The sequence below is a fragment of the Actinopolyspora xinjiangensis genome (assembly GCF_900104475.1).
GTDB lineage: Bacteria > Actinomycetota > Actinomycetes > Mycobacteriales > Pseudonocardiaceae > Actinopolyspora > Actinopolyspora xinjiangensis.
The window spans coordinates 135,102-158,887 of record NZ_FNJR01000013.1 but is presented as its reverse complement, the minus strand read 5'-3'; the positions used below and the strand labels follow the sequence as shown (position 1 = coordinate 158,887).

Here is a 23,786-nt window from a genome sequence, read left to right as displayed (position 1 = left end):
GCCCCGGTGTGCCGGGCGCCGGATCGATCCGAAATCAGACCGTGCCTTCCGGCAGGCTGCTACGCGCCTTGTCGCACAGCGCCGTGAAGGCCTGCGGATCGTTGACCGCCAGCTCGGCGAGCATCTTGCGGTCGACCTCGACCTCGGCGGCCTTCAGGCCCTGCATGAGCCTGTTGTAGCTCAGGCCGTTCTGCCTGCTGGCCGCGTTGATACGCATGATCCACAGCTTGCGGAACTCGCCCTTGCGCGCCCGCCGGTCCCGGTAGGAGTAGACCTGCGAGTGCAGCATCTGCTCCTTGGCCTTGCGGTAAAGCCGAGAACGTTGCCCGCGGTAGCCCTTGGCGGACTCGAGAATCTTGCGGCGCTTCTTCTGCGCGTTTACCGATCGCTTGACACGTGCCATTGGTTCCGTCCTGCTCGCATCGGGGGCGGAGCACCGCCCCGGCGGATAAGGCTGTCGCTGGTCCGGAGGGTGTGGCGACGAGGCATCCGACGGCTACACCCGTGGCTGAGCTGTCTTCAGCGCCCCAGCATCTTGTCGACCTGGTGGGTGTCGTTCGGTGACACCTCGTCAGTGCCCTTCAGCCGACGCTTCACCCTGCTCGACTTCTTCTCCAGGATGTGCCTACGGCCGGCACGCTCGTGGCGCAGCTTGCCCGAACCGGTGACCTTGAACCGCTTGGACGCACCGCTGTGGGGCTTGTTCTTCGGCATTATCATCCTCTTTTCGTGCGAACGCCGGGCAGAATCCCGCTCGGAATCCCGCCCGGCTGCGTTCCGGGTGCATCCACGACCCGATACACGGCCGCCTTCGGCACCCGATTGCCGCGCTACGCGTTACGACGCGTTCGCCTTGCTCTTGTTGCCCTTACCGGTCTTGTGCGGCGCCAGCACCATGGTCATGTTGCGACCGTCCTGCTTGGGCTTGGCCTCGATGAAGCCCTGCTCGGAGACATCGTCGGCCAGCTGCTGCAACAACCGGAACCCCAGCTCGGGGCGCGACTGCTCACGACCGCGGAACATGATCGTCACCTTGACCTTGTGACCCTGGCCGAGAAAGCGCGAAACATGCCCCTTCTTGGTCTGGTAGTCGTGCGGGTCGATCTTGGGACGGAGCTTCTGCTCCTTGATGACGGTCTGCTGCTGGTTGCGGCGGGACTCGCGAGCCTTCTGCGCACTCTCGTACTTGAACTTGCCGTAGTCCATGAGTTTGCACACCGGCGGCTTCGCCTGCGGAGCGACCTCGACGAGATCCAGCTCCGCTTCCTCCGCGAGCCGGAGTGCGTCCTCGATGCGGACGATGCCGACCTGTTCACCGTTCGGCCCGACCAAACGGACCTCGGGTACACGGATGCGGTCGTTGATGCGCGTCTCGGAGCTGATGGGGCCTCCTCGGTTCGATGGCGTTTCCGTGCTGCACCGCGGCGTGAAGCTCGCCCCTAGAGCATGCAGCCGCCTCGCGGCATCCTGCCGGATCCGCGAGACCCTTTTACTCCAACCGACCGAACCGGTATGGCAATACCGCTTCAATCCGCCGTCGAACAACGTTCTCGACGGGATCGGGACCCGGCGACCTTGAGAAACGGCCACGTGGGTGGGAGCGGGGCTCCACTTTGCCGCCCCCGCAAGACCGGGGGCGCTGCGCGCATGTGAGAGTAACAGGCGTGACCGAGTCGCAGCCAACCGAGTCCCCCGAAACAGTCTCACCACCGGACGGCGGCCGCCCCGGGGAGGGCCTCGATGCCACGGGTACCACGGACAACGTTCGTGAGCTGGGCGATGTTCCCAGCGTCGAGGTGATCAGCAAAGCCGCCGTGATGCTGATGTCGGCGGCCGCCGAGAAGCTGGGGCTGGCCGGGGAGGATCCCGACGAGTCCCCAGAGCGCGACCTCGACGAGGCACGCCGGTTGATCACTTCGCTGGCGGGCCTGATCACGGCCTCGGTGGAGTACCTCGGACCGCACGCCGGTGCGCTCCGGGACGGGCTGCAGACACTGCAGCGCGCTTTCCGGGAGGCATCGGCCGAGCCCGACCCGCCGGGCCAGGGGCCGGGTGAGAAGTACACCGGACCGGTCCGCTGAAGTCACAGCCCGGCCCCCTTCCCGTCCCACGTCGGCTCCGCGAGGCTCCGAGGGTCCGCTCACCCGCCCAGCGTCGCTCGCACCGCGCGATGGTCACTGCCCCGCGTGTCGACCACCTCCGCGTCGATCACCGACGTTCCTCGGGACAGCACGTGATCGAGCCGCACGGCGGGGAAAGCGGCGGGCCAGGTGAACCCGAAGCCGCTCGTGACCTCGCCCGCCTCGTTCGGCAGGCGGGTGGTGAGGGATCGCAGCGCCCGGTCGGTACTCGCGGTGTTGAGGTCGCCGAGCAGGACGACGTCCTCGACCGGTTCCTCGGCCACCGCGGCTCCGAGCCTGCGCAGCCCCTTGTCACGCTGTTCCACCGAGTCCGGTCGCAACGAGGGAAGGTGGGCCACGTAGACCACCATCGGTCCCTCGGGAGTGTGCGCGGTGGCCCGCACGGCCCGGGTCCAGCCCAGCCCGAGATCCACCGGCCGAACGTCGGTCAGGCGGTAGCGACTCCAGAGCCCGACGGTTCCCATGGTGGTGTGATGGGGATAACGCTCCCGCAGCGTCTCGATCGCCACCTGGCGGGTCCCGGCGGTGATCTCCTGCAGCCCGACGATGTCCGCCTCGGCCCTCGAGACGTCGCGCAGCGTCGCGCGGGGCGCGGTGTTGCTCGCGTAGAGGTTCTGGGTGAGCACACGCACTCCCCCGTTCCCGGACCGCCCGCTCGGCAGAACGGAGGGGCCGAAGACGAGTCCCCAGACCAGCGCGGGGACGAGCAGCAGCACCGCGGCCCGGCAGCGCGCGAGCGAGGCGGGCAGCGCCACCAGCGGGACAGCGAGTCCCACCCAGGGAACGAAACTGTCGAGCAAGGTTCCGATCCCCATCGGGTTCGGCAGCAGGTGGTGGCAGAGCAGCACGACGCTCACCAGGCCCGCGAGTCCGGCTACGACGGTGTCGCGGACTCGCCAGGGGCGAAACAACGCTCCCACCGCCGAACGGCGCCGCGCCGGAGTACCGTTCGACGGTGGAGCAGAGACGGTTTCGGGTTCGTGTCGCGTGGTTCGCCTTGCCATCCCGGACAGTCTGACGCCCGAGGCTAAGAAAAAGATGAGAACGGCGGAGCGCGGACGCGGCGGAGCACACGCGCGAGGAGCCCATGAGCACGGAAGTGACTCCGCCTCTCATGGTGGGGCAGCCCCGCGGTGATCGCGCCGTCTCCGCACACCGAACCGGCGCGGCCGGGCGGCGGGACCGACATCCCACCGGCAACGCAGCCGGGCGCCCCGGACGGGGCGGGCCGAGTTCCGCGCCGGTCTCGGCGGACACCGCCCCCTCGGAGGCGAACCGCCTCACTGCCCACGCACGGCCAACGCGTCGATCTCGACGAGCAGGTGGGGCGGCAAGCCCACGTAGACCGTGGTTCGCGCCGGGTAGGGTTCTCCGACCACACGGGCGTAGGTCTGGTTCATCTCCGCGAAATGGGTCACGTCGGTGAGGTAGACCCGCAGCATGAGCACATCCTCCACCCCGGCTCCCGCCTCCTCCAGGATGGCGAAGACGTTGCGCAGCGCCTGCTCGGTCTGCTCCGCGACGGAGTCGGAGACCGGGCGGCCGGTGGCGGGATCCACCCCGGTCTGGCCGGACACCTGCACCAGGTTGCCCTTGCACACCGCCTGCGAGAGCGGAACTCCCGCCGGTGGGGTGGGGGCGTTGGAAGTCGTCACGACGGTCCGCGACATTCGTCTCCTCCTGTTCGAGAGGGGTTCAGTGATCCTGTGGCTGCCAACCGAGCTCGAACGAGACACGGTCGCAGGTGTGGGACAGTTCGCCGGTCAACCCGAGCAGCCCGTCGAGGTCGAGGAGCACTTTCGGCGTCGACAGCGACACGGCGGCGACGATCTCACCGCGGGGATCGCGCACTCCGGCGGCTATGCAGTGCACGAAATCCTCGTGTTCGCCGCGGTCGACCGCATAACCGGACCGTGAGACCCGGTCCAGTTCGGCCAGCAACTCCGCTGGATCGGTGATGGTGCTGTCCGTGAGTGCGGGGCGGTCCAACGCGGTGACGAGCTCCCGACGCTGTACGGGTTCGAGCTCGGAGAGCAGCACCTTTCCCACCGCGGTGCAGTGCAGCGGTGCCCGTGCTCCCACGCGGGAGTACATCCGCACCGCGTGGGTACTGTCCACCTTGTCCACGTAGACGACCTGGTCGTTCTCGCGGACCGCGAGGTGGACGGTGTGCCCGGTGCTCTCCCCCAGTTCGAGTAGGTGGGGACGAGCCGTGTCCCGCACGTCGATCTCGTCCAGGGCGCGATCGGCGAGTTCGAACAGGGCGCTCCCGAGCCGGTAGTGGTGCGTGTCGGAGCGTTTGACGAACCTGTCCGCCTCCAGCGAGCGCAACAACCGCATCGCGGTGGACTTGTGCACTCCGACCGCCTCGGCGAGCTGGTCGAGGTTGCGGGGTCCTTCGGCCAACTCGGTCAACAGCGCGAGTCCGCGCCGCAGGCTCTGACTCATCACGCGGCCCCTCTCGCTCCCGTTGTCCACTCTCACCGGCCGACGTCACACCGCGAACAGACCGCGCCGGTGAGTGAGGCGATCCCCCGGAACCGGTTCCGTTGACGGCCATCACGCTGGGTGCTAGACAACATCCTAGCAATATATGCAATATCAGTTGCACTGAACGCAATTGGAGATCTGGTGCGGGCAGCGACGATGGACCGGGCCGAGGTCGAAGCCCTTCACGACGAACGGATCGACTGGCGCTTCAAGGGGATGCCGTCCGAAGCGTTCGGAAGCACGATCGCCGAGTTCCTCCGGGCCCGCCCCGACATCACCCGGAACGGTTTCGTGGGTCCGTTGCTGCTATTGGACCGACCGACTCTGGAACACAACCTGGCGACGATGGCCGAGTGGTGCGCGGACCGGGGGGTGCTGTTGGCACCGCACGGCAAGACGACCATGGCTCCACAGCTGTTCCAGCGGCAGCTGGAATACGGCGCTTGGGCGATGACCGCGGCCACCATCAGTCAGCTCAGGGTCTACCGCGCGTTCGGGGTAAGTCGGGTGCTACTGGCCAACCAGTTGGTCGACGTGAGCGGGCTGCGCTGGCTGGCCGGGGAACTGGACGCGGATCCGGGATTCTCGTTCGGGTGCTGGGTGGACTCCGTGGCGGGCGTGCGCCTGATGACCGAAGTCCTCGCGCAGGAACGGCCACGACGTCCCGTCGACGTGCTCGTGGAGCTCGGCGGAGAGCACGGCCGCACCGGTGCCAGAACCGTCGCGGAGGCGGTCGAGGTCGCACGCGCCGTCGCGGCGAGCCCCGTGCTGCGGCTGGTGGGCGTCAGCGGCTACGAGGGGGCGATCTCGCACGATCTCAGTGACGAGGATCTGACCGCGGTGGACACCTACCTGGCGGGAATACGCGAAACGGTCACGCGCATCGCCGAGGTCGGCATGTTCGACGATGCCGGGAGAATCATCGTGACGGCGGGTGGAAGTTCCTACTTCGACCAGGTCGCCGAGGCCCTCACCGCACCGTGGGAACTGGACCGGCCGGTGATTCCCGTGCTGCGGAGCGGTTCGTACATCACCCATGACCACGGCCTGTACCGCACCATGTCCCCGTTCGGACGCGCCCACCGCCTGGCGGGACCCGAGCAGCCCTTCCGGGCCGCCATGCGGATCCTCGCCCAGGTGATCTCCCGCCCCGATCCCGGGCTGGCGTTGCTCACCCTGGGCAGGCGGGACGCGTCCTTCGACCAGGAACCACCCCAGCCGCGCACCCTGCTGGCGCGGGACGGCACCACGCGCCCACTGACCGCCTCGCGCATCACCGAGCTGGCGGACCAGCACGCCTTCATGTCGGTGCCCTCCGACTCCGGGATCGCCGTGGGGGACTGGGTGGAGTGCGGCCTCTCGCACCCCTGCACGACTTTCGACAAGTGGCAACTCGTACCGCTGGTCGATGGTACGGAGGTCATCGACCTGGTGCGCACTTTCTTCTGACCCCGGCGACCGCGACGGGCGCTTTCCGAGGCGGTGAACGATCCGCCGAACCGGTCCCCGGTCGAGGAACAACTCCCGACAGAACGGAGTCGAGTGTGGACGAGATCGTGATTCGCGGTGCCCGGGTGGTCGACGGCAGCGGCGCCCCGGCCTACGCAGCCGACGTCTCGATCGAGTCCGGGCGTGTCTCGGCTGTCGATCGCCCCGGCGTGCCACGCGGGAGGCGCACCGTCGAAGCCGACGGCCTGGTGCTGGCCCCCGGGTTCGTCGACATGCACGCGCACTCCGACCTGGCACTGCTCACCGATCCGTGGCACACGGCGAAGGTGGCGCAGGGGGTGACCACGGAAGTGATCGGTCAGGACGGACTGTCCTACGCCCCCGTCGACGACAGGACGCTACCGGACCTGCGCAAACAGCTGACGGGCTGGAACGGCGACCCGCCCGATCTCGACTGGAACTGGCGCACGGTGGCCGAGTACCTCGATCGCCTCGACGACGGAATCGCCACCAACGCGGCCTATCTGGTCCCGCACGGCACCCTGCGGATGCTGTGCGTGGGACCGGAGAACCGCCCCGCTTCGGACTCGGAGCTGGGACGGATGCGCCGGGAGCTGGCACGGGCGCTGTCCGAGGGGGCGTTCGGCATGTCCTCCGGTCTGACCTACGCGCCGGGCATGTACGCCACCACCTCCGAACTGGCCTCGCTGTGCGAGGTGGTCGCCGAGCACGGCGGTTACCACTGTCCCCACCACCGCAGCTACGGGGCTGGAGCGCTGGCGGGCTACGAGGAGATGATCGGGATCAGCCGGGAGAGCGACTGCGCGCTGCACCTCGCGCACGCGACCGTGAACTTCGAGGTCAACCGCGGGCGGGCACCCGAACTGCTGCGGATGCTGGACGAGGCGCTGGACTCGGGCGTCGACGTCACCCTGGATTCCTACCCCTACCTCGCCGGTTGCACCTCGCTGCACGCACTGCTTCCGAGCTGGGTGTTCGGCGGTGGGGTCGAGACCACGCTGCTGCGGCTTTCCGACCCAAGTACCCGGGAACGCATCCTGCGGGAACTGGAGGTGGAGGGCTCCGACGGAGCGCACGGCGTGCCGATCGACTGGAGTGTCATCGAGGTCAACGGAGTGCGCCACCCCGACAGGACGGGACACCTCCTGGGAAGGAGCATAGCGGAGGCGGCCGAATCGGTCGGGGTCGCTGCCGGTGAGCTCTACCTGGACACACTGCTTTCCGACGAGCTGGGCAGTTCCTGCCTGATGCACGTCGGTCACGAGGAGAACGTGCGCGCCATCATGGGACACCGGGTTCACACGGTCGGCACCGACGGTCTGCTGACCGGCGAACGACCGCATCCGCGTGGCTGGGGAACGTTCCCCCGGTACCTGGCTCGCTACGTCCGGGAGCTGGGGCTCCTGGACCTGTCGGAATGCGTCCGCCACATGACCTCCGCACCGGCCCGCCGCCTGGGTCTGCGCGACCGGGGACTCGTACGTCCGGGGATGGTCGCCGATCTCGTGCTGTTCGATCCGGACGAGGTCCGCGACAACGCGACGTTCGAACAACCGCGCGCACTACCGAGCGGCATCGAACACGTGCTGGTCAACGGTGTCCCCGTACTCGAACACGGGGTACGCAACGACGCCACCCCGGGCCGTGCCCTCCGGCGCGGCGCGAGCGCCCCGCACTGATCGGGGTTTCCCGTTCCCTCCGTCGGAGGGTGCCCGGCGGCACTCCCGTGCCCCGCGCTCCCGCGCCGAGTGTCACGACACGGCGGCGGTTCCTGAGGCTCCGCACGAACACGCGGACGAGTTCGCCCGGCGCCACGCAAGAGTCCGTCCGAAAAACGCCATCGCGAATTTTGGTCTAGTCCACCCCGGCGAGCTGGGGCAGACTGAGGCGACGAAGATCGCCTCCCCCAGACGGCGCCCGGACCCCACCTCCGGTGTCCACTCCGGGCGCCGAACGGAGAACAGGAGAGTCATGTCAGCGAATCCGTTGAGCCGGCGTACGTTACTGGCCTCGCTGGGCGCCGCGGGCACCGCCGCCGCGGTACTGCCCGGTTCCGCGGCGGCGCGGATGGAGGGCCACCTCAGACCCGCCTACCTCGGCAGTTTCAGCTGGACCGACCCGCCCGGCAGGGGGTTCGACGTGGCCGCCCACGACCTGGGGACGGGAGAGCTGCGACCAACCCACCCGGTCGAGGGGATTCCCGACGCGTCATGGCTGGCGTTCTCCCCGAACCGCCACGTGCTCTACGCCACCAACGAACTGGTCCCGGAGGGCTCGGTGACGGCGCTGAGCCTGCGCGACCCGCGAAACCCCAGGATCCTGAACACCCGCTCCAGCCGGGGTGCCGGCCCCACCCACCTCAGCGTGCACCCCAGCGGGCGCTTTCTGCTGACGGCCAACTACACCGACGGAACCGTCGTGGTCCACCGGCTGCGGCCGGACGGAGGGATCGGGGAGTCGACCGATCTGGTTCGGCACTCCTCGGAGCAGCGCGCGCCGCACGCCCACCAGGTCCTGACCGATCCGAGCGGGTGGTGGGTCGTCGCGGTCGACCTCGGTGCGGACGCGGTGTTCACCTACCGACTCGACCTCGAATCCGGCAAGCTGCGGGAGAACCAGCGGCTGTCCGTGTCCGCCGGGAGCGGACCGCGTCATCTGGCCTTCCGCCCCGACGGTGGGCACGCGTACCTGGTAAACGAACTGGCCAGCACGGTGACAGTACTGGCGTGGGACGCCGCGACGGGCACCTTCGAACCGGGTGGGAGCGTCAGCACCCGACCGAGAGGAGCCGAGGGGGAGAACTATCCCGCCGAGGTAGTCGTGACAGCCGCGGGGGACTGCTACGTCACGAACCGGGGTGACGACGAAGTCGCCCACTTCGAGGTGTGCGATCGGGGAACACGACTGCGCCTGGTGGGCACGATCGGCACTGGTGGGGCCTGGCCGCGGCACTGCACACTCGACGGCAGCGGCCGTTGGCTCTACGTGGCCAACCAGAACTCGGGCACGGTGACCCGCCTGCCGCGTGACACGGTCACGGGCGAACTGCGTCCGGTGGTCGACACGGTGATGGCCCCCGGTGTGGCGATGGTGGCGCTGTAGCCGACCTCATCGTGCGGGTGCTCGACGCGGAAGCGACGGCGGAGAGTTCGGCCCCGCCGGACGGCGCGGCGGGGCCGACCGCGAAGGACGGCACCCGCCACGTTCCCGCCCCGCACGCTCGACGATGAGCGTCCCCTCCGGAACCGGGGAAAGCACGTTCAGTGCACGTGCTCGGCCGACGCGGTTCGATCCGCGATGGACTCCTGCAGGTCTAGACCTTGTGTACGCTCCCCTGCCCACCTAGCATCGACCACATTGCACATACCAGAACAGACGTTGCACGAAAAGCAACGGAGGTGTCATGCGGTTCTGGAAATTAGCCACCGCCACGATCACGGCCACGTTGCTGGTGGGATGTGGCCCACCGCAGGTCGACCAGTCCGGCTCCGGTGAGGACAGCCGGACAGGAACCCTCCGGGTCTGGTTGTTCGACGAGGCCAATCGGGAGCCGAAGGAAGAAGTGGTCGACGCCGCGGTGCGGGAGTTCGAGAGCGATCACGAGGACGTCACCGTCGATGTCCGCTATATCGCTGTGGACACACGATCGGAACGATTCACCGGAGCTTTCAACGACCCTTCCAGCGCCCCCGACGTCGCGGAGTTCGGCAACACCGACCTCGCCAGCTACGTAGCGGCGGGCGGGATGTCGGACCTCACTGGCATGGTCGAGAACTGGCCCGCCGCCTCCGACCTGTCCGATTCGGTGCTGGACACCGCGAAAGCGGACGGCAAGATCTACGGCGTCCCCTGGTTCACCGGCGTGAGGGCGTTGTACTACCGCACCGACGTTTTCGAGGATATGGGCCTCGAACCACCGCGCACTCTCGACGAACTCGTGGAGACGGCTCGTACGATCCGTTCGCAGCGGCCGGACATGTACGGTATCGCGGCCGGGGGCAAGTACACCTACGCGATGATGCCGTTCGTCTGGGCCTTCGGCGGTGAACTCGCCGAACGCGAGGACGGTTCGTGGCGATCCGCCGTCGACACCGAGGCCGCCCGCCGAGGCATCCGCACCTACACCCGACTACTCGACCCGTCGATCTGTCCACCCGACCAGTGCTCCCAGATGACCGGGACCGAGAGCGTGCAGGCCTTCGCCGGCGGCAAGGCGGCCATGACGATCGGCGGCGACTTCAACCGCACCGCTGTCGACGAGGGAGCCGCGGGCGACGACTACGACGTGATCCCCTTGCCGGGGCGGAAGCCCGGTTCGGTCGCGCCGGCCTTCGCGGGCGGGAACCTGCTCGGTGTGATGCGCTCCTCGAACCACTCCACGCTGGCCCAGGAGTTCATCAAAGTGCTGGCGGGCAAGAAGTACCAGCGCGAGATGTACGAGGCGATGAGCTATCTTCCCACCTTCGAGGACGTCCAGGACAAGGTCGCCGCCGACGACCCCGCCGTAGAGCCCTTCATCGAGACCCTGCAGGCGGGAACCCGATTCGTGCCGAGCACTCCGGCGTGGTCCGAGATCGACGCGCAGGAGATCCTGCCGACGATGGCGCAACGGATCGCCACCGGCGAAGACGTTCGCGCGGCCACCGAAGAAGCGGCACGCCGCATGAACAGCACGTTCGGCGAGTAGCCCCTCCCCGCATCAGGAACAGGTTCCAGCCGATGACAACCGAGCTGACCACCGAGCCGGACGCGAAGAACCCACCCGGCGCACCGACGACGCGAGGTGCTCGTCGTCCGAGGCGCGGTAGCGGTAACGGACAGGCCCGCGCCGCCGCGCTCTACCTGGCACCGGCTGGGATACTGCTGATCGCGGTCATGGCCTATCCGCTCTACCAGCTCGTGCAGCTGTCGCTGTACGAGTACGGACAGGCGCAGGCCAGCGGCGGAGCACCGCTGGAGTTCCTCGGACTGGGCAACTACACGACGCTGCTCGGTGACGGCCGGTTCTGGATGGTGCTGCTCAACACCTGCGGATTCGCCGCGGTCTGCGTGCTGGGCAGCCTGGCGGTGGGGATCGTGCTGGCCGTGCTGGCCAGCAGGGTCCGTTGGCTGCCCCGCACGCTGCTATTCCTGGCCGCGCTCGGCGCGTGGGCGACCCCGGCCGTGGCGGGCTCGACCGTGTGGCTCTTCCTGTTCGACCAGGACTTCGGACTGGTCAACGAAGTGCTGAGCGGACTCGGCTGGCAGAGCATGTCGGGGTTTTCCTGGACCTACGACCGGTTCACCGCCTTCGCCCTGGTGGCGGGTGAGGTCGTCTGGTGCTCCTTCCCCTTCGTGATGGTGACCATGTACGCGGGCATCAAGGCGGTGCCGAACGAGATCGTCGAAGCCGCCTCGCTGGACGGAGCGTCGGCGTGGCGAACCACACGGAGCGTGCTGCTGCCCATGCTGCGCCCGTTGTTGGTGATCGCCACCATCCAGTCGATCATCTGGGACTTCAAGATTTTCACGCAGATATACGTGATGACCGACGGCGGCGGAATCGCGGGACAGAATCTGGTACTCAACGTATACGCCTACCAGGAGGCGTTCGCGGGTTCGAACTACGGAATGGGCTCCGCCATCGGAGTGGTGATGACCGTCCTGCTGTTGGTGATCACAGTGATTTACCTGCGACTACAACGAGGCACGGGGGAAAGTACATGACAATCACGGCGCGCGGCCCGAAACGCGGCGTCACCGGCCGCGTGCTACCGGGAAAACGTCCCGGGAGGACGCTGGCCGAGATCGCGACGGTGCTCGTGGCGGCCACTATCGCCTTTCCGCTCTACTGGATGGTGCTCACGGCATTCAAACCGGCAGGTCAGATCCAGTCAACCGACCCGCGTCCGTGGACACTCTCCCCCACGCTGGAGAATTTCCGCCAAGTATTCACTGTGGACAACTTCGGCAGGTACTTCCTGAACAGCGTGGTCGTGGCGGGAGTGGTCGTGCTCATCTCGCTGGTGCTGTCGTTCCTGGCCGCGGTGGCCCTGACCCGGTTCCGCTTTCGCGGCAGAACGGTGCTGCTGGTGATGATCCTGGTGGCCCAGATGGTGCCGGTGGAAGCGCTGACCATTCCGCTGTTCTTCCTGATGCGCTCGGTGGGTTCGGTGGCTCCGTGGTTCGGGTTGAACCACCTCGGCTCGTTGATCCTGGTGCACCTGGCCTTCAGTCTGCCGTTCGCGATCTGGATGCTGCGCGGCTTCGTCGCGGCCGTTCCCACCGAGTTGGAGGAGGCGGCCACCCTGGACGGCGCCGGCAGGTTCCGATTCACCTGGCAGGTGCTCTTCCCGCTGGTCGCACCGGGCCTGGTCGCGATGAGCGTGTTGTCGTTCATCCACGCCTGGAACGACTTCCTGTTCGCCAAGACTTTCATCATCTCGGCGACGGAGAACCAAACGCTGCCGCTGGCGATCCTGGTCTTCTTCAAACCGACCGGCAACGACTGGGGAGCCATCATGGCGGGATCGACGCTGATGACCATCCCGGTACTGGTGTTCTTCGTGTTCGTACAGCGTCATCTGGTCTCGGGGATCGCGGGGGCGGTGAAGGCTTGAGCACTAGCACCGCACCGCCACCGCTGGACTCGGTGGTGCCACGCCCCGTGCGGGTGCTACCGGCACCGGGCACGTTCACACTGGACAGGAACACCACGGTCTCGGGCGACACCGCCGCCGGGGAATGGTTGCGCAGGCACGTGGGCGCGGCCACCGGTCTTCCCCTTGCCGAGGCCGAACACGGCGACGTCCGGTTCCGGATCGCCCCCGAGAAGATCGCCGTTCCCGAGGGGTATCGGATCGAGATCACCGAGCGGGGCGTCCGAGCCGAGGCACACGACGAGTCCGGCGCCCACTACGCCGCTCAGACCCTGCGTCAGCTGCTCGGGGCGGACGCGTGGCGTGACTCCCCGGTCCGACGGGGTCCGTGGCCGCTGCCGTGCGGCGAGATCGAGGACCACCCACGGTTCTCCTGGCGCGGCTGTCACCTGGACCTGGCGCGACACTTCATGCCCAAGCGCGAAGTACTGCGGTTCGTCGAGCTGCTGGCTGCACACAAGCTCAACGTGCTGCACCTGCACCTGACCGACGACCAGGGATGGCGCGTCGAGGTTCCGGGGCTGCCCCGGCTCACCGAGATCGGCGCCTGGCGAAAGGGCTCCCAGCTGGGCGCGGGCCCCCACGCCGGTTACGTCGACCGACCCCACGGGGGGTACTACACCGAATCGGATCTGACCGAGATCGTCGCCCACGCCGCCGAACACCGAATCACCGTCGTTCCCGAGATCGACGTACCCGGGCACTGTCAGGCCGCCATCGCCTCCTACCCCGAGCTGGGGAACGATCCGCGACGAAAGCTGGAGGTGTGGACCGGCTGGGGTGTCAGCGAGCACGTGCTCAACGCGGAGGAGAGCACGGTGGAGTTCTTCCGCCGAGTGTTCGACCACGTGATGAGCGTGTTCCCCTCCCCCGTCATATGCGTGGGAGGGGACGAGGTGCCGCCCCACGAGTGGGAGCGCGATCCCCGATCCGTGCGGCGTAGTGAAGCGCTCGGCCTCTCGGAACCGGCACGGCTGCACGGGTGGTTCCTGCGTCGGATCATCGATCACCTGCACACCAACGGCAGACGCGCCCTCAGCTGGGACGAGGCGCTCGACTCCGGTGAGCGGCCGCCGACCGGCTGCATCGTGGCCTCGTGGCGGGACGAGGCAGCCGGCCTCCGAGCCGCCGACGCCGGGTACGACACGGTCATGTGCCCCGAACAGCGGGTGTACCTGGACCACCGGCAGTCCGACGATCCGGACGAGCCGGTTCCGGTCGGATTCGTCCGCACGCTCGAGGACGTCTACGCCTACGAACCGGTACCGGCGGAGTCGCCGAGTTCGGTCTTCCAACACGTCCTGGGGACGCAGGCGCAGGTGTGGACCGAGCACCTCGACTCACCGTCCAGGGTCGACTACGCGGCCTTCCCCCGGCTGTGCGCCTTCGCCGAGGTCGCCTGGTCGCGGAGCGCGGTGCGGGACTTCTCACGTTTCCGTGCCCGGCTGGAGTCCGAGCACCTCGACCGGCTGACCGCGTTCGGGGTGGAGTTCCGCCCGCTGGAGGGACCGATGCCCTGGCAGAAACGCCCCGGCGTACCCGGTGATCCCCGTTGAGCGAGCTCCCGGCGGATTCAGGTGTCCCGCGTCACCGAGCTGCCCTCCGCCGGAAAACGCTCGTCGTCGCCCGGGACGAACGGCTCCTCCCGCACCTCGGGCCTCCGCGCGGTGAAGGATGTCCAGCTTCGGCCCGAGGACCGCGGGTACGTCACCCGGGAACGCAGCACGACCTGACCGGTACCTCCGGTGCCGCCGAACTGGCGGTTCTGCCCAACGAACATCCCTATCGGAATCTGGATCGCGACCAGCAGGCACAGTGAAAGCAACGGTAGTGTCCACGATCCGGTGAGATCGCGCAGTGCGCCGGTCAGGATCGGACCGGTCGCGGCCACCGAGTAGCCGGCCGTCTGCGACATCGCCGCGAGCGCGGCCGCACCCTGAGAATCGGCCGCCCGCAGCACGACCAGCATGAAACCGATCCCGATCGTTCCACCGAGGCCGACCCCCAGGATCAGCACCCAGAGCACCGTCCCGACTCCGGGGGAGAGGGTGAGCCCCAGCAGTCCGAGGAGCAACAGTCCGGGAAAGGAGGTGGTGATCCACACCTGCCGACTGCTCCGGGCCGCCACGATGGGCGCGGTCAGCGAGAAGGGAATTCCCACGAGGTTGGCCAGTGAAAGCATCTGCCCACCGGTGGCGGGGTCCATACCGCTCTCGGTCAGCATCTTGGGCAGCCAAGCGATCACGGTGTAGAAGGTCAACGACAGCAATGCGAAGAAACCCGTGACCCCCCACCCCAACGCGCTGCGCCAGGCCTGTCCACCCCGGAGGCTGCCGGTCGTCCCTCCCGACGTGGGCCTGCCCTCACGATGTTGGGGGAGCCAGAGCAACACCGCCAACCCCACGGGGACGGCCCACACCGCCAACGCCGTGCGCCAGCCGACTCCCGCGAGCTGCTGCCAGGGAATCGTCAGCCCGGCGGCGGCCGCCGTACCGATGCTGATGCCCATGGTGTACAACCCCGTCATGACACCGCTCTGAGAGCCGAAACGTTTTTTGATCACTGTGGGAATCAGCACGTTGCCACCGGTGATGGCGATACCCACGAGCACCGTTCCGCCGAACAGCGCGACGGCGGCGGGAACGACGCGCAGCAGGATTCCCGCCAACAGCAGCAACAGCGCCAGCGCTATGGTCCGCTCCTCGCCGTAGCTTCTTCCCAACCGTGGGGCGGTGGTCGACAGCAGCACGAAGCACAGCAGCGGGACTGTGGTGAGCAGTCCGGTGGCCGTGTTCGACAGCCCCGTCTCCGACTGGATCTGGCCGACCACGGGAGCCACCGACGCTATGGCGGGACGCAGATTGATCGCGACGATCAGTATCCCCGCGGCGGAGAGCAAAAGCGAGAAGGCATTCGATTTGTTCCTTTTCGGAACGCCGGCCCCACTCCCGGCGATTCCAGTGGTATCATTCAACATGAATCACATTTCATTTTCCGGGAATTGTGGAGTGACATTATCAAATGAATATTTTTCACAGAATCCCCGAAGCAAGAAAAGTCGCCGGTCAACGCTTTATCACGCTTCCGAGCGACCGCAGATGGAGGGAAATTCAACTCGAAACCGACGTTTTTCATCGGACACGAAACCCCGATTCCGCAGAATCAAGATCATCATTTCCCGCGAAGAACCCGAAACCGGTAGGCCACCTTTCGGGTTCGCGGATCACAGCTGAATCATCGGGCGAACGACGAGGAGGAAACCTCCTACCACACCACCCGCGGAATCGGGAAGATCATTTTTGTGCCACCGGCCCCGGGGAGGTGAGGTCTCACCCCGCTGGACGGAAAACCGCGGTACGTCAGGGAACGACGCGAGCCAGCACCGTCCGAAAGGCGTCACGGTGCACCACGGCGGGCTCACGGGCGAGGTACTGGCCGACCTCTCGGACGAATCCCTCGGGCGTCATCGGAGGCGCCGGAGCGGTCGTGGGGGATTCGCTCGCGGTGATCTCACCCGCCCGGCTCGGATAGATCACGAGCGCTCCCACCACCTCGATGTCGTCGAGCAGCTCGCGGTAGGCGGCGATCCCTTCCGGGAGCCTGGTGCCCCCGCCCCGGAACTTCCCGCCGTTGCGGCGCAGCGTGCCGTCCGCGTCGGCGGTGTAGTGCCCGGGCAACCACATCTTCGACTCGATCAGCACCAGACGCCTGCCGCACAGCACGGCGTGGTCGATGTCGGCGAAGACCGATCCGGGCCAGGAGAGCCCGTGGAACACCTTGACACCCGGCATACGGGTGAAGTAGTCCGCCAGCAACATGGCCGTGAAGCGCTCACCGGACTCCCCCCTCACCCCGTCCGGAGCTCCGAACACGGCGCAACGACCGAACTCGGACAGAAACGCCCGGTCCTCCTCGGCAGGGGGGAGATACTCGGGAGCACGGCGGTAGACCCCGGCGACGGCAACGGCCGGCATGAGCCACAGCACCAGTAACAGCGGCCAGGCATCGCTCATCAACACCACGGGCAGCAGCAGCGCCCATCCACCGATGGTGCCCAGTACCTCGCCTCGTCGGTACACGGCGCGGGGAACATAGCGGACCGGTTGTTCCGGGTTCACTTCGTTCCACCACCGCAGCCGCTCGACGTCGGGCTCCGGAGCCGGAGGCACGAAGTTCGGATCGGCCCCGAAATCACGTCTGTCCCCACGTCCCTTGGACTGACGGCGACGGCGGACCGGACCGCCGTGGTTGTCCCGTCCAGTGGCGGTGGAAGTGTCGCCCCGGTCGTAGGCCGCACGACGTACGGGGTCGCTGAGGGTCTCGTAGGCCTCCTGCAGGGAGCGGAAGGTTCCCGCCGTTCCGCCGGCGTCGGGGTGCATGACACGGGCAAGCGACCGGTAGGCCGACTTGATCTCCGCGGCGGAGGCTTCGCGAGACACCCCGAGCAGCTCGTAGTAGTCGACCCCGCTCACGCTGCTGCGCCCACCTTCCGTTCCGACACTGTGACGACGCGGGTGTGCTCGGCGGCGTTCCGCGGGCTGCCGAACGAGACACGGGTCGGCCCCGCACGGCGGCACACACCGGCACGCGGGGGAAAAGAGTACACAGTGTCCGATCTCCGTCGAGGTCCGGTTCGCCTCGTTCCGCTCGTGCCGGTGATCAGCCCGCACCAACGGGCACCGAACCGAACACCGGCGTAGTTCTCGCTGGGTGGGCGGGAGACGCTCCGGAGGCGGGCACTTTCGGCTCCCACCGAGCCGGGACCGTCCCGCCCACCGTCGTACGGGAGGCGAGAGGGGTGATTCAGTGTTCGGCCAGCACCGGAGCCAGGAACCTGCCCGTGTAGCTCTCCTCCACCTCCGCGAGCTGCTCCGGGGTCCCCTGCCCGACGAGCGTGCCGCCACCACTGCCCCCTTCGGGCCCCAGGTCCAGCAGCCAGTCGGACATCTTGATCACATCGAGGTTGTGCTCGATCACGATCACGGTGTTGCCCTTGTCGACCAGACCGTTGACCACACCGAGCAACTTGCGGATGTCCTCGAAGTGCAGTCCCGTCGTCGGCTCGTCGAGGATGTAGACGGTTCGACCGGTGGAGCGTTTCTGCAGCTCGCTGGCGAGCTTGACCCGCTGGGCCTCGCCCCCGGACAGCGTCGGGGCGGGCTGCCCCAGCCGGACGTAACCGAGCCCGACGTCGACCAGGGTCTTGAGGTGGCGGTGAATGGCCGTGATCGGTTCGAAGAACTCCGCGGCGTCCTCGATGGGAAGATCGAGGACTTCGGCGATGGTCTTGCCCTTGTAGTGGACCTCGAGGGTCTCCCGGTTGTAGCGGGCTCCCTTGCACACCTCGCAGGGGACGTAGACATCGGGCAGGAAGTTCATCTCGATCTTGAGCGTTCCGTCACCCGCGCAGGCCTCGCAACGCCCGCCCTTGAGGTTGAACGAGAACCTGCCCGGCTGATAGCCGCGGACCTTCGCCTCCGTGGTGGCGGCGAACAACTTGCGTATCCGGTCGAAGACCCCCGTGTAGGTGGCGGGGTTGGAACGAGGGGTACGCCCGATCGGGGACTGGTCGACCTGAACGAGCTTGTCCACGTTGTCGATCCCCCTGATGCGCTTGTGCCTGCCGGGAACCGTACGGGCACCGTTGAGCTTGTTCGCCAGGGAGGAGGCCAGGATGTCGTTGACCAGGGTGGACTTTCCGGAACCGGAGACGCCGGTCACCCCTATCAGGCAACCCAGCGGGAACGATACGTCGATCTCGCGGAGGTTGTTCTCCCTGGCGCCTACCACGGTCAGCTGGTTCTTCGGATCACGGGACCTGCGCTCGGCGGGAAGCTCGATACGCTTGCGCCGGGCCAGGTAGTCACCGGTCAGCGACTCCTCGTTGGCGAGCAGCTCGTTCACCGGTCCGGCGTGCACGACACGTCCTCCGTGCTCGCCCGCCCCGGGACCGATGTCGACCACCCAGTCCGCGTTGCGCACCGTGTCCTCGTCGTGCTCCACCACGATCAGGGTGTTGCCGAGATCGCGGAGCCTGTTCAACGTGTCCAGCAGGCGATGGTTGTCCCGCTGGTGCAGACCGATCGAGGGTTCGTCCAGCACGTAGAGCACGCCGACCAGCCCGGAACCGATCTGGGTGGCCAAGCGGATGCGCTGTGCCTCGCCTCCAGAGAGCGTGCCCGCGGGGCGGTCCAGCGAGAGGTAGTCCAGCCCCACGTCGAGCAGGAAACCGAGCCTGGCCTGCACCTCCTTGAGAACCCGGCCGGCGATCATCTGCTCCCGCTCCCCGAGCACGAGCCCGTCGAGGAACGCCGAGCAGTCCCGCACGCTCAGCGAGCTCACCTGGGCGATGGACATCTCCCCCATCTCGGGGTTGTGCACGGTGACGGCCAGGATCTCCGGTTTGAGCCGCGTCCCGGCACAGGAGGGGCAGGGAACGTCGCGCATGTAGCCTTCGTACTTCTCCCGCGCGTAGTCGGACTCGGTCTGGTCCAACCGACGTTCCAGGAAAGGGATCACGCCCTCGTAGGCGGCGTAGTAGGAGCGCTGCCTGCCGTAGCGATTGCGGTAGCGCATGTGGATCTGGTCGTTGCTGCCGTGCAGCACGGCCTTCTTGACCTTGGTGGACAACCGCTTCCACGGCGTGTCCATCCGAAAACCGACCGATTCCGACAGGGCGGTCAGCATACGGGTGAAGTACTCGGCGGTGTTGCCTCCCGACCACGGTGCGATCGCACCCTCCGACAACGAGAGATCCTCATCGGGCACGATCAGTTCCGGGTCCACCTCCTTCCGGATGCCGAGCCCCGCGCAGTCCGGGCAGGCACCGTAGGGGGAGTTGAAGGAGAAGGCCCGCGGCTCCAGCTCCTCGACGCCGAAGGGGTGGCCGTTGGGGCAGGCGAAGTTCTCCGAGAACTTGCGCTCCCGCTGGGAATCCTGCTCCTCGACGTCGACGAACTCCAGCGCGACCAGGCCGTCGGCCAGCCGCAGCGCTGTCTCCACCGAGTCGGTGAGCCGCTGCTTGGCACCGGGTTTGACCGTCAACCGGTCCACGACCACCGCGATGTCGTGCTTCTCCTGCTTCTTCAGGGTCGGAGGCGAGTCGAGCGGGTGGACGACGCCGTCCACCCTCACCCTCGCGTACCCCTGGGTCTGTAGCTGCTCGAACAGGTCGACGTACTCGCCCTTGCGCCCCCGAACCACGGGTGCGAGCACCTGGAACCTGGTACGTTCCGGCATCGCGAGGACCTGGTCGACGATCTGCTGCGGAGTCTGCTTACTGATGGCCTCGCCGCACTCCGGGCAGTGCGGTTTGCCGGCCCGGGAGAACAGCAGCCGTAGATAGTCGTGGACCTCGGTGATGGTGCCGACGGTCGACCGGGGGTTCTTGCTGGTGGATTTCTGGTCGATGGAAACGGCCGGAGACAGCCCTTCGATGAAGTCCACGTCCGGTTTGTCCATCTGGCCGAGGAACTGCCGGGCGTAGGCCGACAACGACTCCACGTAGCGACGCTGGCCCTCGGCGAAGATCGTGTCGAACGCCAGGCTCGACTTGCCGGAGCCGGACAGCCCGGTGAAAGCGATCAGGCTGTCGCGCGGCAGATCGAGATCGATTCCGCTGAGATTGTGCTCACGCGCGCCGCGCACGACTAGGCGGTCAGCCACTCGAAGATCCCTTCACAAAGTATGTGGTCTGCGGATGCACGTCGTGGTGCAGCGGCCGCCGTCATCACCGCTTCACCACGGTCCCCGCCCGCGGCTGCCGACAACCGAACGCCGCAGCTCGGTGGGCGCGGGGCGCGGTCCCACCCATGCTATTGCAGCGGACCGACAGTACGGCCGGACACGGTCACCCCGGTACGGGGATCCGGGGCTCACCCGCCTTCCTCGGCAACGCTGTGACCGGGACACACATTCCGAACCGCCTCGGTTTCGGAACGCGACCGAGCTGCCTCACACTTACGAGTGATATATGTGAAACGAACGCGGAGTCCACGCGGCCGCACACCGATGTGACGACGCCACGAGACTACCGCCACGGACATGAGGACGCTTATCCTCGACCGCGACGGCCCGAAAACACAGCAGGACTCGTGCCCGCCCGAGTACCGGCAGGCGGGGCGATGCCTCGCGATGAGCTCGGGCGGGGGCCGCGCCGCTGCCCGAGGCCTGCCCGAGGGACGCGGCGCACCTCGCTCCGCGCCGGCGGCCGAGCGCTCGGCTCGGAAACACTGCTGTGAACTCCAAGGCCGCGCCCCGATGGCTCGGAACGACGACATCGAGGCTGCGCGAAGGCGGGGAGACATGACCGATCTCGAGTTCGACCACCACGCCGACGAGGAAGTGGTACGAAATCGCCCGCGGCCCGAAGGAGCGCTGGCGGCCGTGGAGCGGGCCACGGCGAGGCTACTGACCATGCTCGAAGACATGGACGACCTGTCGGTACGCGAGCCCAGTCTGCTGCCCGGCTGGAGCCGGGCTCACGTGATCTCGCACCTGGCTCGCAACGCCGACGGGTGCGCCAACCTGCTCACCTGGGCGCGCACGGGGGTGGAGCACACCATGTACGCCAGCAGGCAGGACAGGGACGCGGACATATCCGAGGGCGCACGGCGTGGTCACCGACTGCTGGTGGAAGACCTCGCCGCGGCCTCGGGCCGGTTGGCCGAGGCGTTCCGCACGCTTCCGTCCCCGTCGTGGCTCTTCGAGGTGGAGGTGGCCCCCGGCAAACCCGTGCCCGCACGTGAGATACCGCGAATCCGGCTGCACGAGGTGCGGGTGCACTCGGTGGACCTGGATTTCGGCTTCGGATTCGACGACATTCCGCGCCACGAGATCGAATGGCTGCTCAACGACACCGTTCGTCAGCTCGGCGGTCGCCCCGACGTACCTCCACTCGCGCTCGACGTGGAGTTCACGGACGGCAGCGGTGCCACGTGGCGGCTCGGTACGCCGGGCTCGTCCGAACACCGGGTTCGGGGCGACGCCGGAACGGCTCTGGGGTGGCTACTGGGCAGGACGAGTGCCGACGGCCTCTCCGGAGATCCGCCCGAGCTGCCGCCGTGGCTGTGATCGACCGCTGTCGGTACCGGTTAGGCTCGGGTCGTGGAGATCCAGGAGAACTACACCGGACACGTACGGCCGGGCGGTGACGCCGCCCGGCGGCGGCTCGACGCGTTGACCATCACCAAGATTTCCGTGGGACGGATGGACAACAACGCGTACCTGCTCACGTGCAGACGCACCGGGGACGCGTTGCTGGTCGACGCGGCCGACGAGCCGGAGCGGTTGACCGATCTGCTGGGCCACGACCAGGACCGGCCACGGCTGCGCACCATCGTCACCACGCACCGGCACCCGGACCACTGGCAGGCGCTGGGCTCCATCGCCGGTCAGACCGGCTCCTACACTGTGGCCCACCCCGAGGACGCGGAACCACTGCCGGTACCACCGGACAGGGAGGTCGAGCACGGCGACAACATCCAGGTCGGCGAGTCCGCCCTGGAGGTCATACACCTGCGTGGGCACACACCGGGTTCGATCGCGCTGCTCTACCGTGATCCGGTCGGCCACCCCCACCTGTTCACCGGCGACTCGCTGTTTCCCGGTGGGGTGGGCAAGACCGGCTCGCCGGAGGACTTCCGTTCGCTCATCGACGACGTGGAGAACCGTGTCTTCGGCGTACTTCCGGACGACACGTGGTTCTACCCAGGCCACGGGGACGACTCGACGCTGGGGACGGAGCGCCCGAAGCTGGCCGAATGGCGCGCACGCGGTTGGTGAGAACCGAACGGGCCGGGCACTGTAACCGCGGCCGTGATCGCCCGTTCGGGAACTCGCCGCCCGCACCCCGGTAGAAGCGAGCTCCACCGGTGGACGGGTACGTCCCACCGGGTCGCGCCCGTCGTCGCCGAGGTGACTCCCGAGAGCGCCGGGACAGTGGAACCGCCGCCCCCGGGCTCCGACCACCGGGGCCCGCTGCTTCCGTCGGCCCGACGTGGATCCGACGACACACCGGATCCGGGCGGGGGCTCGCGGAATTCCGGGGCGGCAGACTGCCTGGTGTGCCCCGTCTGACCATCGCACTGCTTGGCGTGCTGCTGGTACTGCCCCAGGGCGTTTCCCCGCCGAAGCGGACCGACCGGTGCGCCGAGCCGAGCCGCCACGTACGAGTGATGCAGTACAACATCCACTCCGGCCGTGACGGGCGGGGGCGGCTGGACCTGGAGCGAACGGCTTCGGTGATCGAACGGGCGGACGCCGACGTGGTCGCGCTGCAGGAAGTGGACGTGCACTGGTCGGAACGCAGCGCATGGCGCGATCAGGTGAGAGTACTGGCTGGTGCGCTGGGGGTCCATGCCTTCTTCGCACCCGTCTACTCCCTTCCCCCCACCCGGGAAGGGGCACCGAAACGGCGGTTCGGCCTGGCCGTGCTAAGCGAACGACCCGTCATCGCCACGATCAACCACCCGATGTCCAGACGGAGCACCCAACACCCGTCGGATTCCCCCGTCACGTTGCCGGGTTTCCCCGAAGTGGTCGTGGACGTGGCCGGTACTCCCCTCCACGTGTACGCGGCTCACCTGGACCATCGGAAGGAGCCGGGAACGCGCCGGATCCAGGCGCGCGAGATCGTGGCCACCCTGGCGCGGGACCACCCGGGGCATCCCCAGGTGCTGCTGGGGGACCTCAACGCGGCCTCGCGGGCGCCGGAGCTGACACCGCTCTGGACGCGGTTGCGCGACGTGGCCGGGCACAGCGGCGCGGCCACTTACCCCGCTCGACACCCCGCTTTTCGGCTCGACCACATAGCGGTCTCGGCCGGAATCGGGATCGACAGTTCCGAAGTAGTGTCCAGCACTGCCTCCGACCACCTACCGGTGACCGCGGACCTGACGGTCGGCCCAGCGGAGCGGACCTCGCCGACGCGCCGCGTCGGGAGGGGCGGCACCACCGCGAAGTCCCCGAACCCAGGGGCCGAGAGCAACCTCGTGCCGCACTGCGGCGGCTCGGAAAGGTTCTCGCGCCTTCCCTGAACGGCGAACCG

The 23,786-nt window shown here is 67.7% G+C and carries 20 protein-coding genes; 11 read left to right on the top strand and 9 right to left on the bottom strand.

Features of this window, described 5'->3' with window-relative positions; genetic code table 11:
- Nucleotides 1-34: 34 nt before the first annotated feature.
- The 3 genes from rplT to infC form a co-directional block, all read right to left on the bottom strand.
- Nucleotides 35-403 carry a 50S ribosomal protein L20 gene (gene rplT, locus BLQ75_RS19165; RefSeq protein WP_092604058.1) on the bottom strand — a complete coding sequence of 123 codons (369 nt, stop codon included), beginning with the start codon at nucleotides 401-403 and terminating at the stop codon, nucleotides 35-37.
- A gap of 116 nt (nucleotides 404-519) precedes the next feature.
- Complete coding sequence (rpmI, locus tag BLQ75_RS19160; protein ID WP_092604057.1) at nucleotides 520-714, bottom strand: 50S ribosomal protein L35; 195 nt, start codon at nucleotides 712-714, stop codon at nucleotides 520-522.
- A 123-nt stretch (nucleotides 715-837) separates the two neighbouring features.
- On the bottom strand, nucleotides 838-1,452 hold the full coding sequence (infC, locus tag BLQ75_RS19155; protein WP_092604087.1) for a translation initiation factor IF-3: 615 nt from the start codon (nucleotides 1,450-1,452) through the stop codon (nucleotides 838-840).
- A 212-nt stretch (nucleotides 1,453-1,664) separates the two neighbouring features.
- Here infC and BLQ75_RS19150 point away from each other — a divergent pair, with 212 nt between their 5' ends.
- A complete protein-coding gene (locus BLQ75_RS19150) occupies nucleotides 1,665-2,081 on the top strand; it encodes a DUF1844 domain-containing protein (RefSeq protein WP_211481469.1) in 417 nt (138 codons plus the stop codon).
- Nucleotides 2,082-2,140: 59 nt separating this feature from the next.
- On the opposite strand, the gene BLQ75_RS19145 is transcribed toward BLQ75_RS19150, so the two are convergent.
- The 3 genes from BLQ75_RS19145 to BLQ75_RS19135 all read right to left on the bottom strand — a co-directional run bounded on the left by BLQ75_RS19145 (nucleotide 2,141) and on the right by BLQ75_RS19135 (nucleotide 4,589).
- Complete coding sequence (locus BLQ75_RS19145) at nucleotides 2,141-3,061, bottom strand: endonuclease/exonuclease/phosphatase family protein (protein ID WP_244515724.1); 921 nt, start codon at nucleotides 3,059-3,061, stop codon at nucleotides 2,141-2,143.
- Between the two features lie 360 nt (nucleotides 3,062-3,421).
- Nucleotides 3,422-3,811: a RidA family protein gene (locus tag BLQ75_RS19140; protein ID WP_092604055.1), complete on the bottom strand. Its 390-nt coding sequence runs from the start codon at nucleotides 3,809-3,811 to the stop codon at nucleotides 3,422-3,424.
- Between the two features lie 25 nt (nucleotides 3,812-3,836).
- Nucleotides 3,837-4,589 (bottom strand): IclR family transcriptional regulator, encoded by a 753-nt coding sequence (locus BLQ75_RS19135; RefSeq protein ID WP_092604054.1) that lies wholly within the window; start codon nucleotides 4,587-4,589, stop codon nucleotides 3,837-3,839.
- 198 nt (nucleotides 4,590-4,787) lie between these two features.
- Between BLQ75_RS19135 and BLQ75_RS19130 the strand changes: the two genes are divergently transcribed.
- From BLQ75_RS19130 to BLQ75_RS19100, 7 genes are all read left to right on the top strand, one after another.
- Complete coding sequence (locus tag BLQ75_RS19130) at nucleotides 4,788-6,080, top strand: amino acid deaminase (RefSeq protein ID WP_170837572.1); 1,293 nt, start codon at nucleotides 4,788-4,790, stop codon at nucleotides 6,078-6,080.
- 95 nt (nucleotides 6,081-6,175) lie between these two features.
- Nucleotides 6,176-7,780 carry an N-acyl-D-amino-acid deacylase family protein gene (locus BLQ75_RS19125; RefSeq protein WP_092604052.1) on the top strand — a complete coding sequence of 535 codons (1,605 nt, stop codon included), beginning with the start codon at nucleotides 6,176-6,178 and terminating at the stop codon, nucleotides 7,778-7,780.
- A gap of 292 nt (nucleotides 7,781-8,072) precedes the next feature.
- Nucleotides 8,073-9,203 carry a lactonase family protein gene (locus BLQ75_RS19120; RefSeq protein WP_092604051.1) on the top strand — a complete coding sequence of 377 codons (1,131 nt, stop codon included), beginning with the start codon at nucleotides 8,073-8,075 and terminating at the stop codon, nucleotides 9,201-9,203.
- 301 nt (nucleotides 9,204-9,504) lie between these two features.
- On the top strand, nucleotides 9,505-10,788 hold the full coding sequence (locus BLQ75_RS19115; protein WP_092604050.1) for an extracellular solute-binding protein: 1,284 nt from the start codon (nucleotides 9,505-9,507) through the stop codon (nucleotides 10,786-10,788).
- 32 nt (nucleotides 10,789-10,820) lie between these two features.
- Nucleotides 10,821-11,807: a carbohydrate ABC transporter permease gene (locus BLQ75_RS19110; RefSeq protein ID WP_092604049.1), complete on the top strand. Its 987-nt coding sequence runs from the start codon at nucleotides 10,821-10,823 to the stop codon at nucleotides 11,805-11,807.
- The gene (locus tag BLQ75_RS19105) at nucleotides 11,804-12,700 is read left to right on the top strand and encodes a carbohydrate ABC transporter permease (RefSeq protein ID WP_092604048.1); all 897 of its coding nucleotides are present in this window, start codon (nucleotides 11,804-11,806) and stop codon (nucleotides 12,698-12,700) included. The genes BLQ75_RS19110 and BLQ75_RS19105 overlap by 4 nt, the downstream gene beginning before the upstream one ends.
- Nucleotides 12,697-14,295: a beta-N-acetylhexosaminidase gene (locus tag BLQ75_RS19100; RefSeq protein WP_092604047.1), complete on the top strand. Its 1,599-nt coding sequence runs from the start codon at nucleotides 12,697-12,699 to the stop codon at nucleotides 14,293-14,295. The genes BLQ75_RS19105 and BLQ75_RS19100 overlap by 4 nt, the downstream gene beginning before the upstream one ends.
- Before the next feature lie 17 nt (nucleotides 14,296-14,312).
- Here BLQ75_RS19100 and BLQ75_RS19095 read toward each other — a convergent pair whose 3' ends face one another.
- From BLQ75_RS19095 to uvrA, 3 genes are all read right to left on the bottom strand, one after another.
- Nucleotides 14,313-15,638 carry a CynX/NimT family MFS transporter gene (locus BLQ75_RS19095; RefSeq protein ID WP_211481468.1) on the bottom strand — a complete coding sequence of 442 codons (1,326 nt, stop codon included), beginning with the start codon at nucleotides 15,636-15,638 and terminating at the stop codon, nucleotides 14,313-14,315.
- Nucleotides 15,639-16,098: 460 nt separating this feature from the next.
- The gene (locus BLQ75_RS19090; protein WP_092604045.1) at nucleotides 16,099-17,211 is read right to left on the bottom strand and encodes a J domain-containing protein; all 1,113 of its coding nucleotides are present in this window, start codon (nucleotides 17,209-17,211) and stop codon (nucleotides 16,099-16,101) included.
- A gap of 331 nt (nucleotides 17,212-17,542) precedes the next feature.
- Nucleotides 17,543-20,404, bottom strand: a complete 2,862-nt coding sequence (gene uvrA, locus BLQ75_RS19085) for an excinuclease ABC subunit UvrA (RefSeq protein WP_092604044.1) — start codon at nucleotides 20,402-20,404, stop codon at nucleotides 17,543-17,545.
- A 639-nt stretch (nucleotides 20,405-21,043) separates the two neighbouring features.
- On the opposite strand from uvrA, the gene BLQ75_RS19080 reads away from it, so the two are divergent.
- From BLQ75_RS19080 to BLQ75_RS19070, 3 genes are all read left to right on the top strand, one after another.
- A complete protein-coding gene (locus tag BLQ75_RS19080; protein ID WP_092604043.1) occupies nucleotides 21,044-21,811 on the top strand; it encodes a maleylpyruvate isomerase family mycothiol-dependent enzyme in 768 nt (255 codons plus the stop codon).
- Between the two features lie 33 nt (nucleotides 21,812-21,844).
- Nucleotides 21,845-22,522 (top strand): MBL fold metallo-hydrolase, encoded by a 678-nt coding sequence (locus BLQ75_RS19075; RefSeq protein WP_092604042.1) that lies wholly within the window; start codon nucleotides 21,845-21,847, stop codon nucleotides 22,520-22,522.
- Between the two features lie 281 nt (nucleotides 22,523-22,803).
- The gene (locus tag BLQ75_RS19070) at nucleotides 22,804-23,775 is read left to right on the top strand and encodes an endonuclease/exonuclease/phosphatase family protein (protein WP_092604041.1); all 972 of its coding nucleotides are present in this window, start codon (nucleotides 22,804-22,806) and stop codon (nucleotides 23,773-23,775) included.
- Nucleotides 23,776-23,786 lie beyond the last annotated feature (11 nt).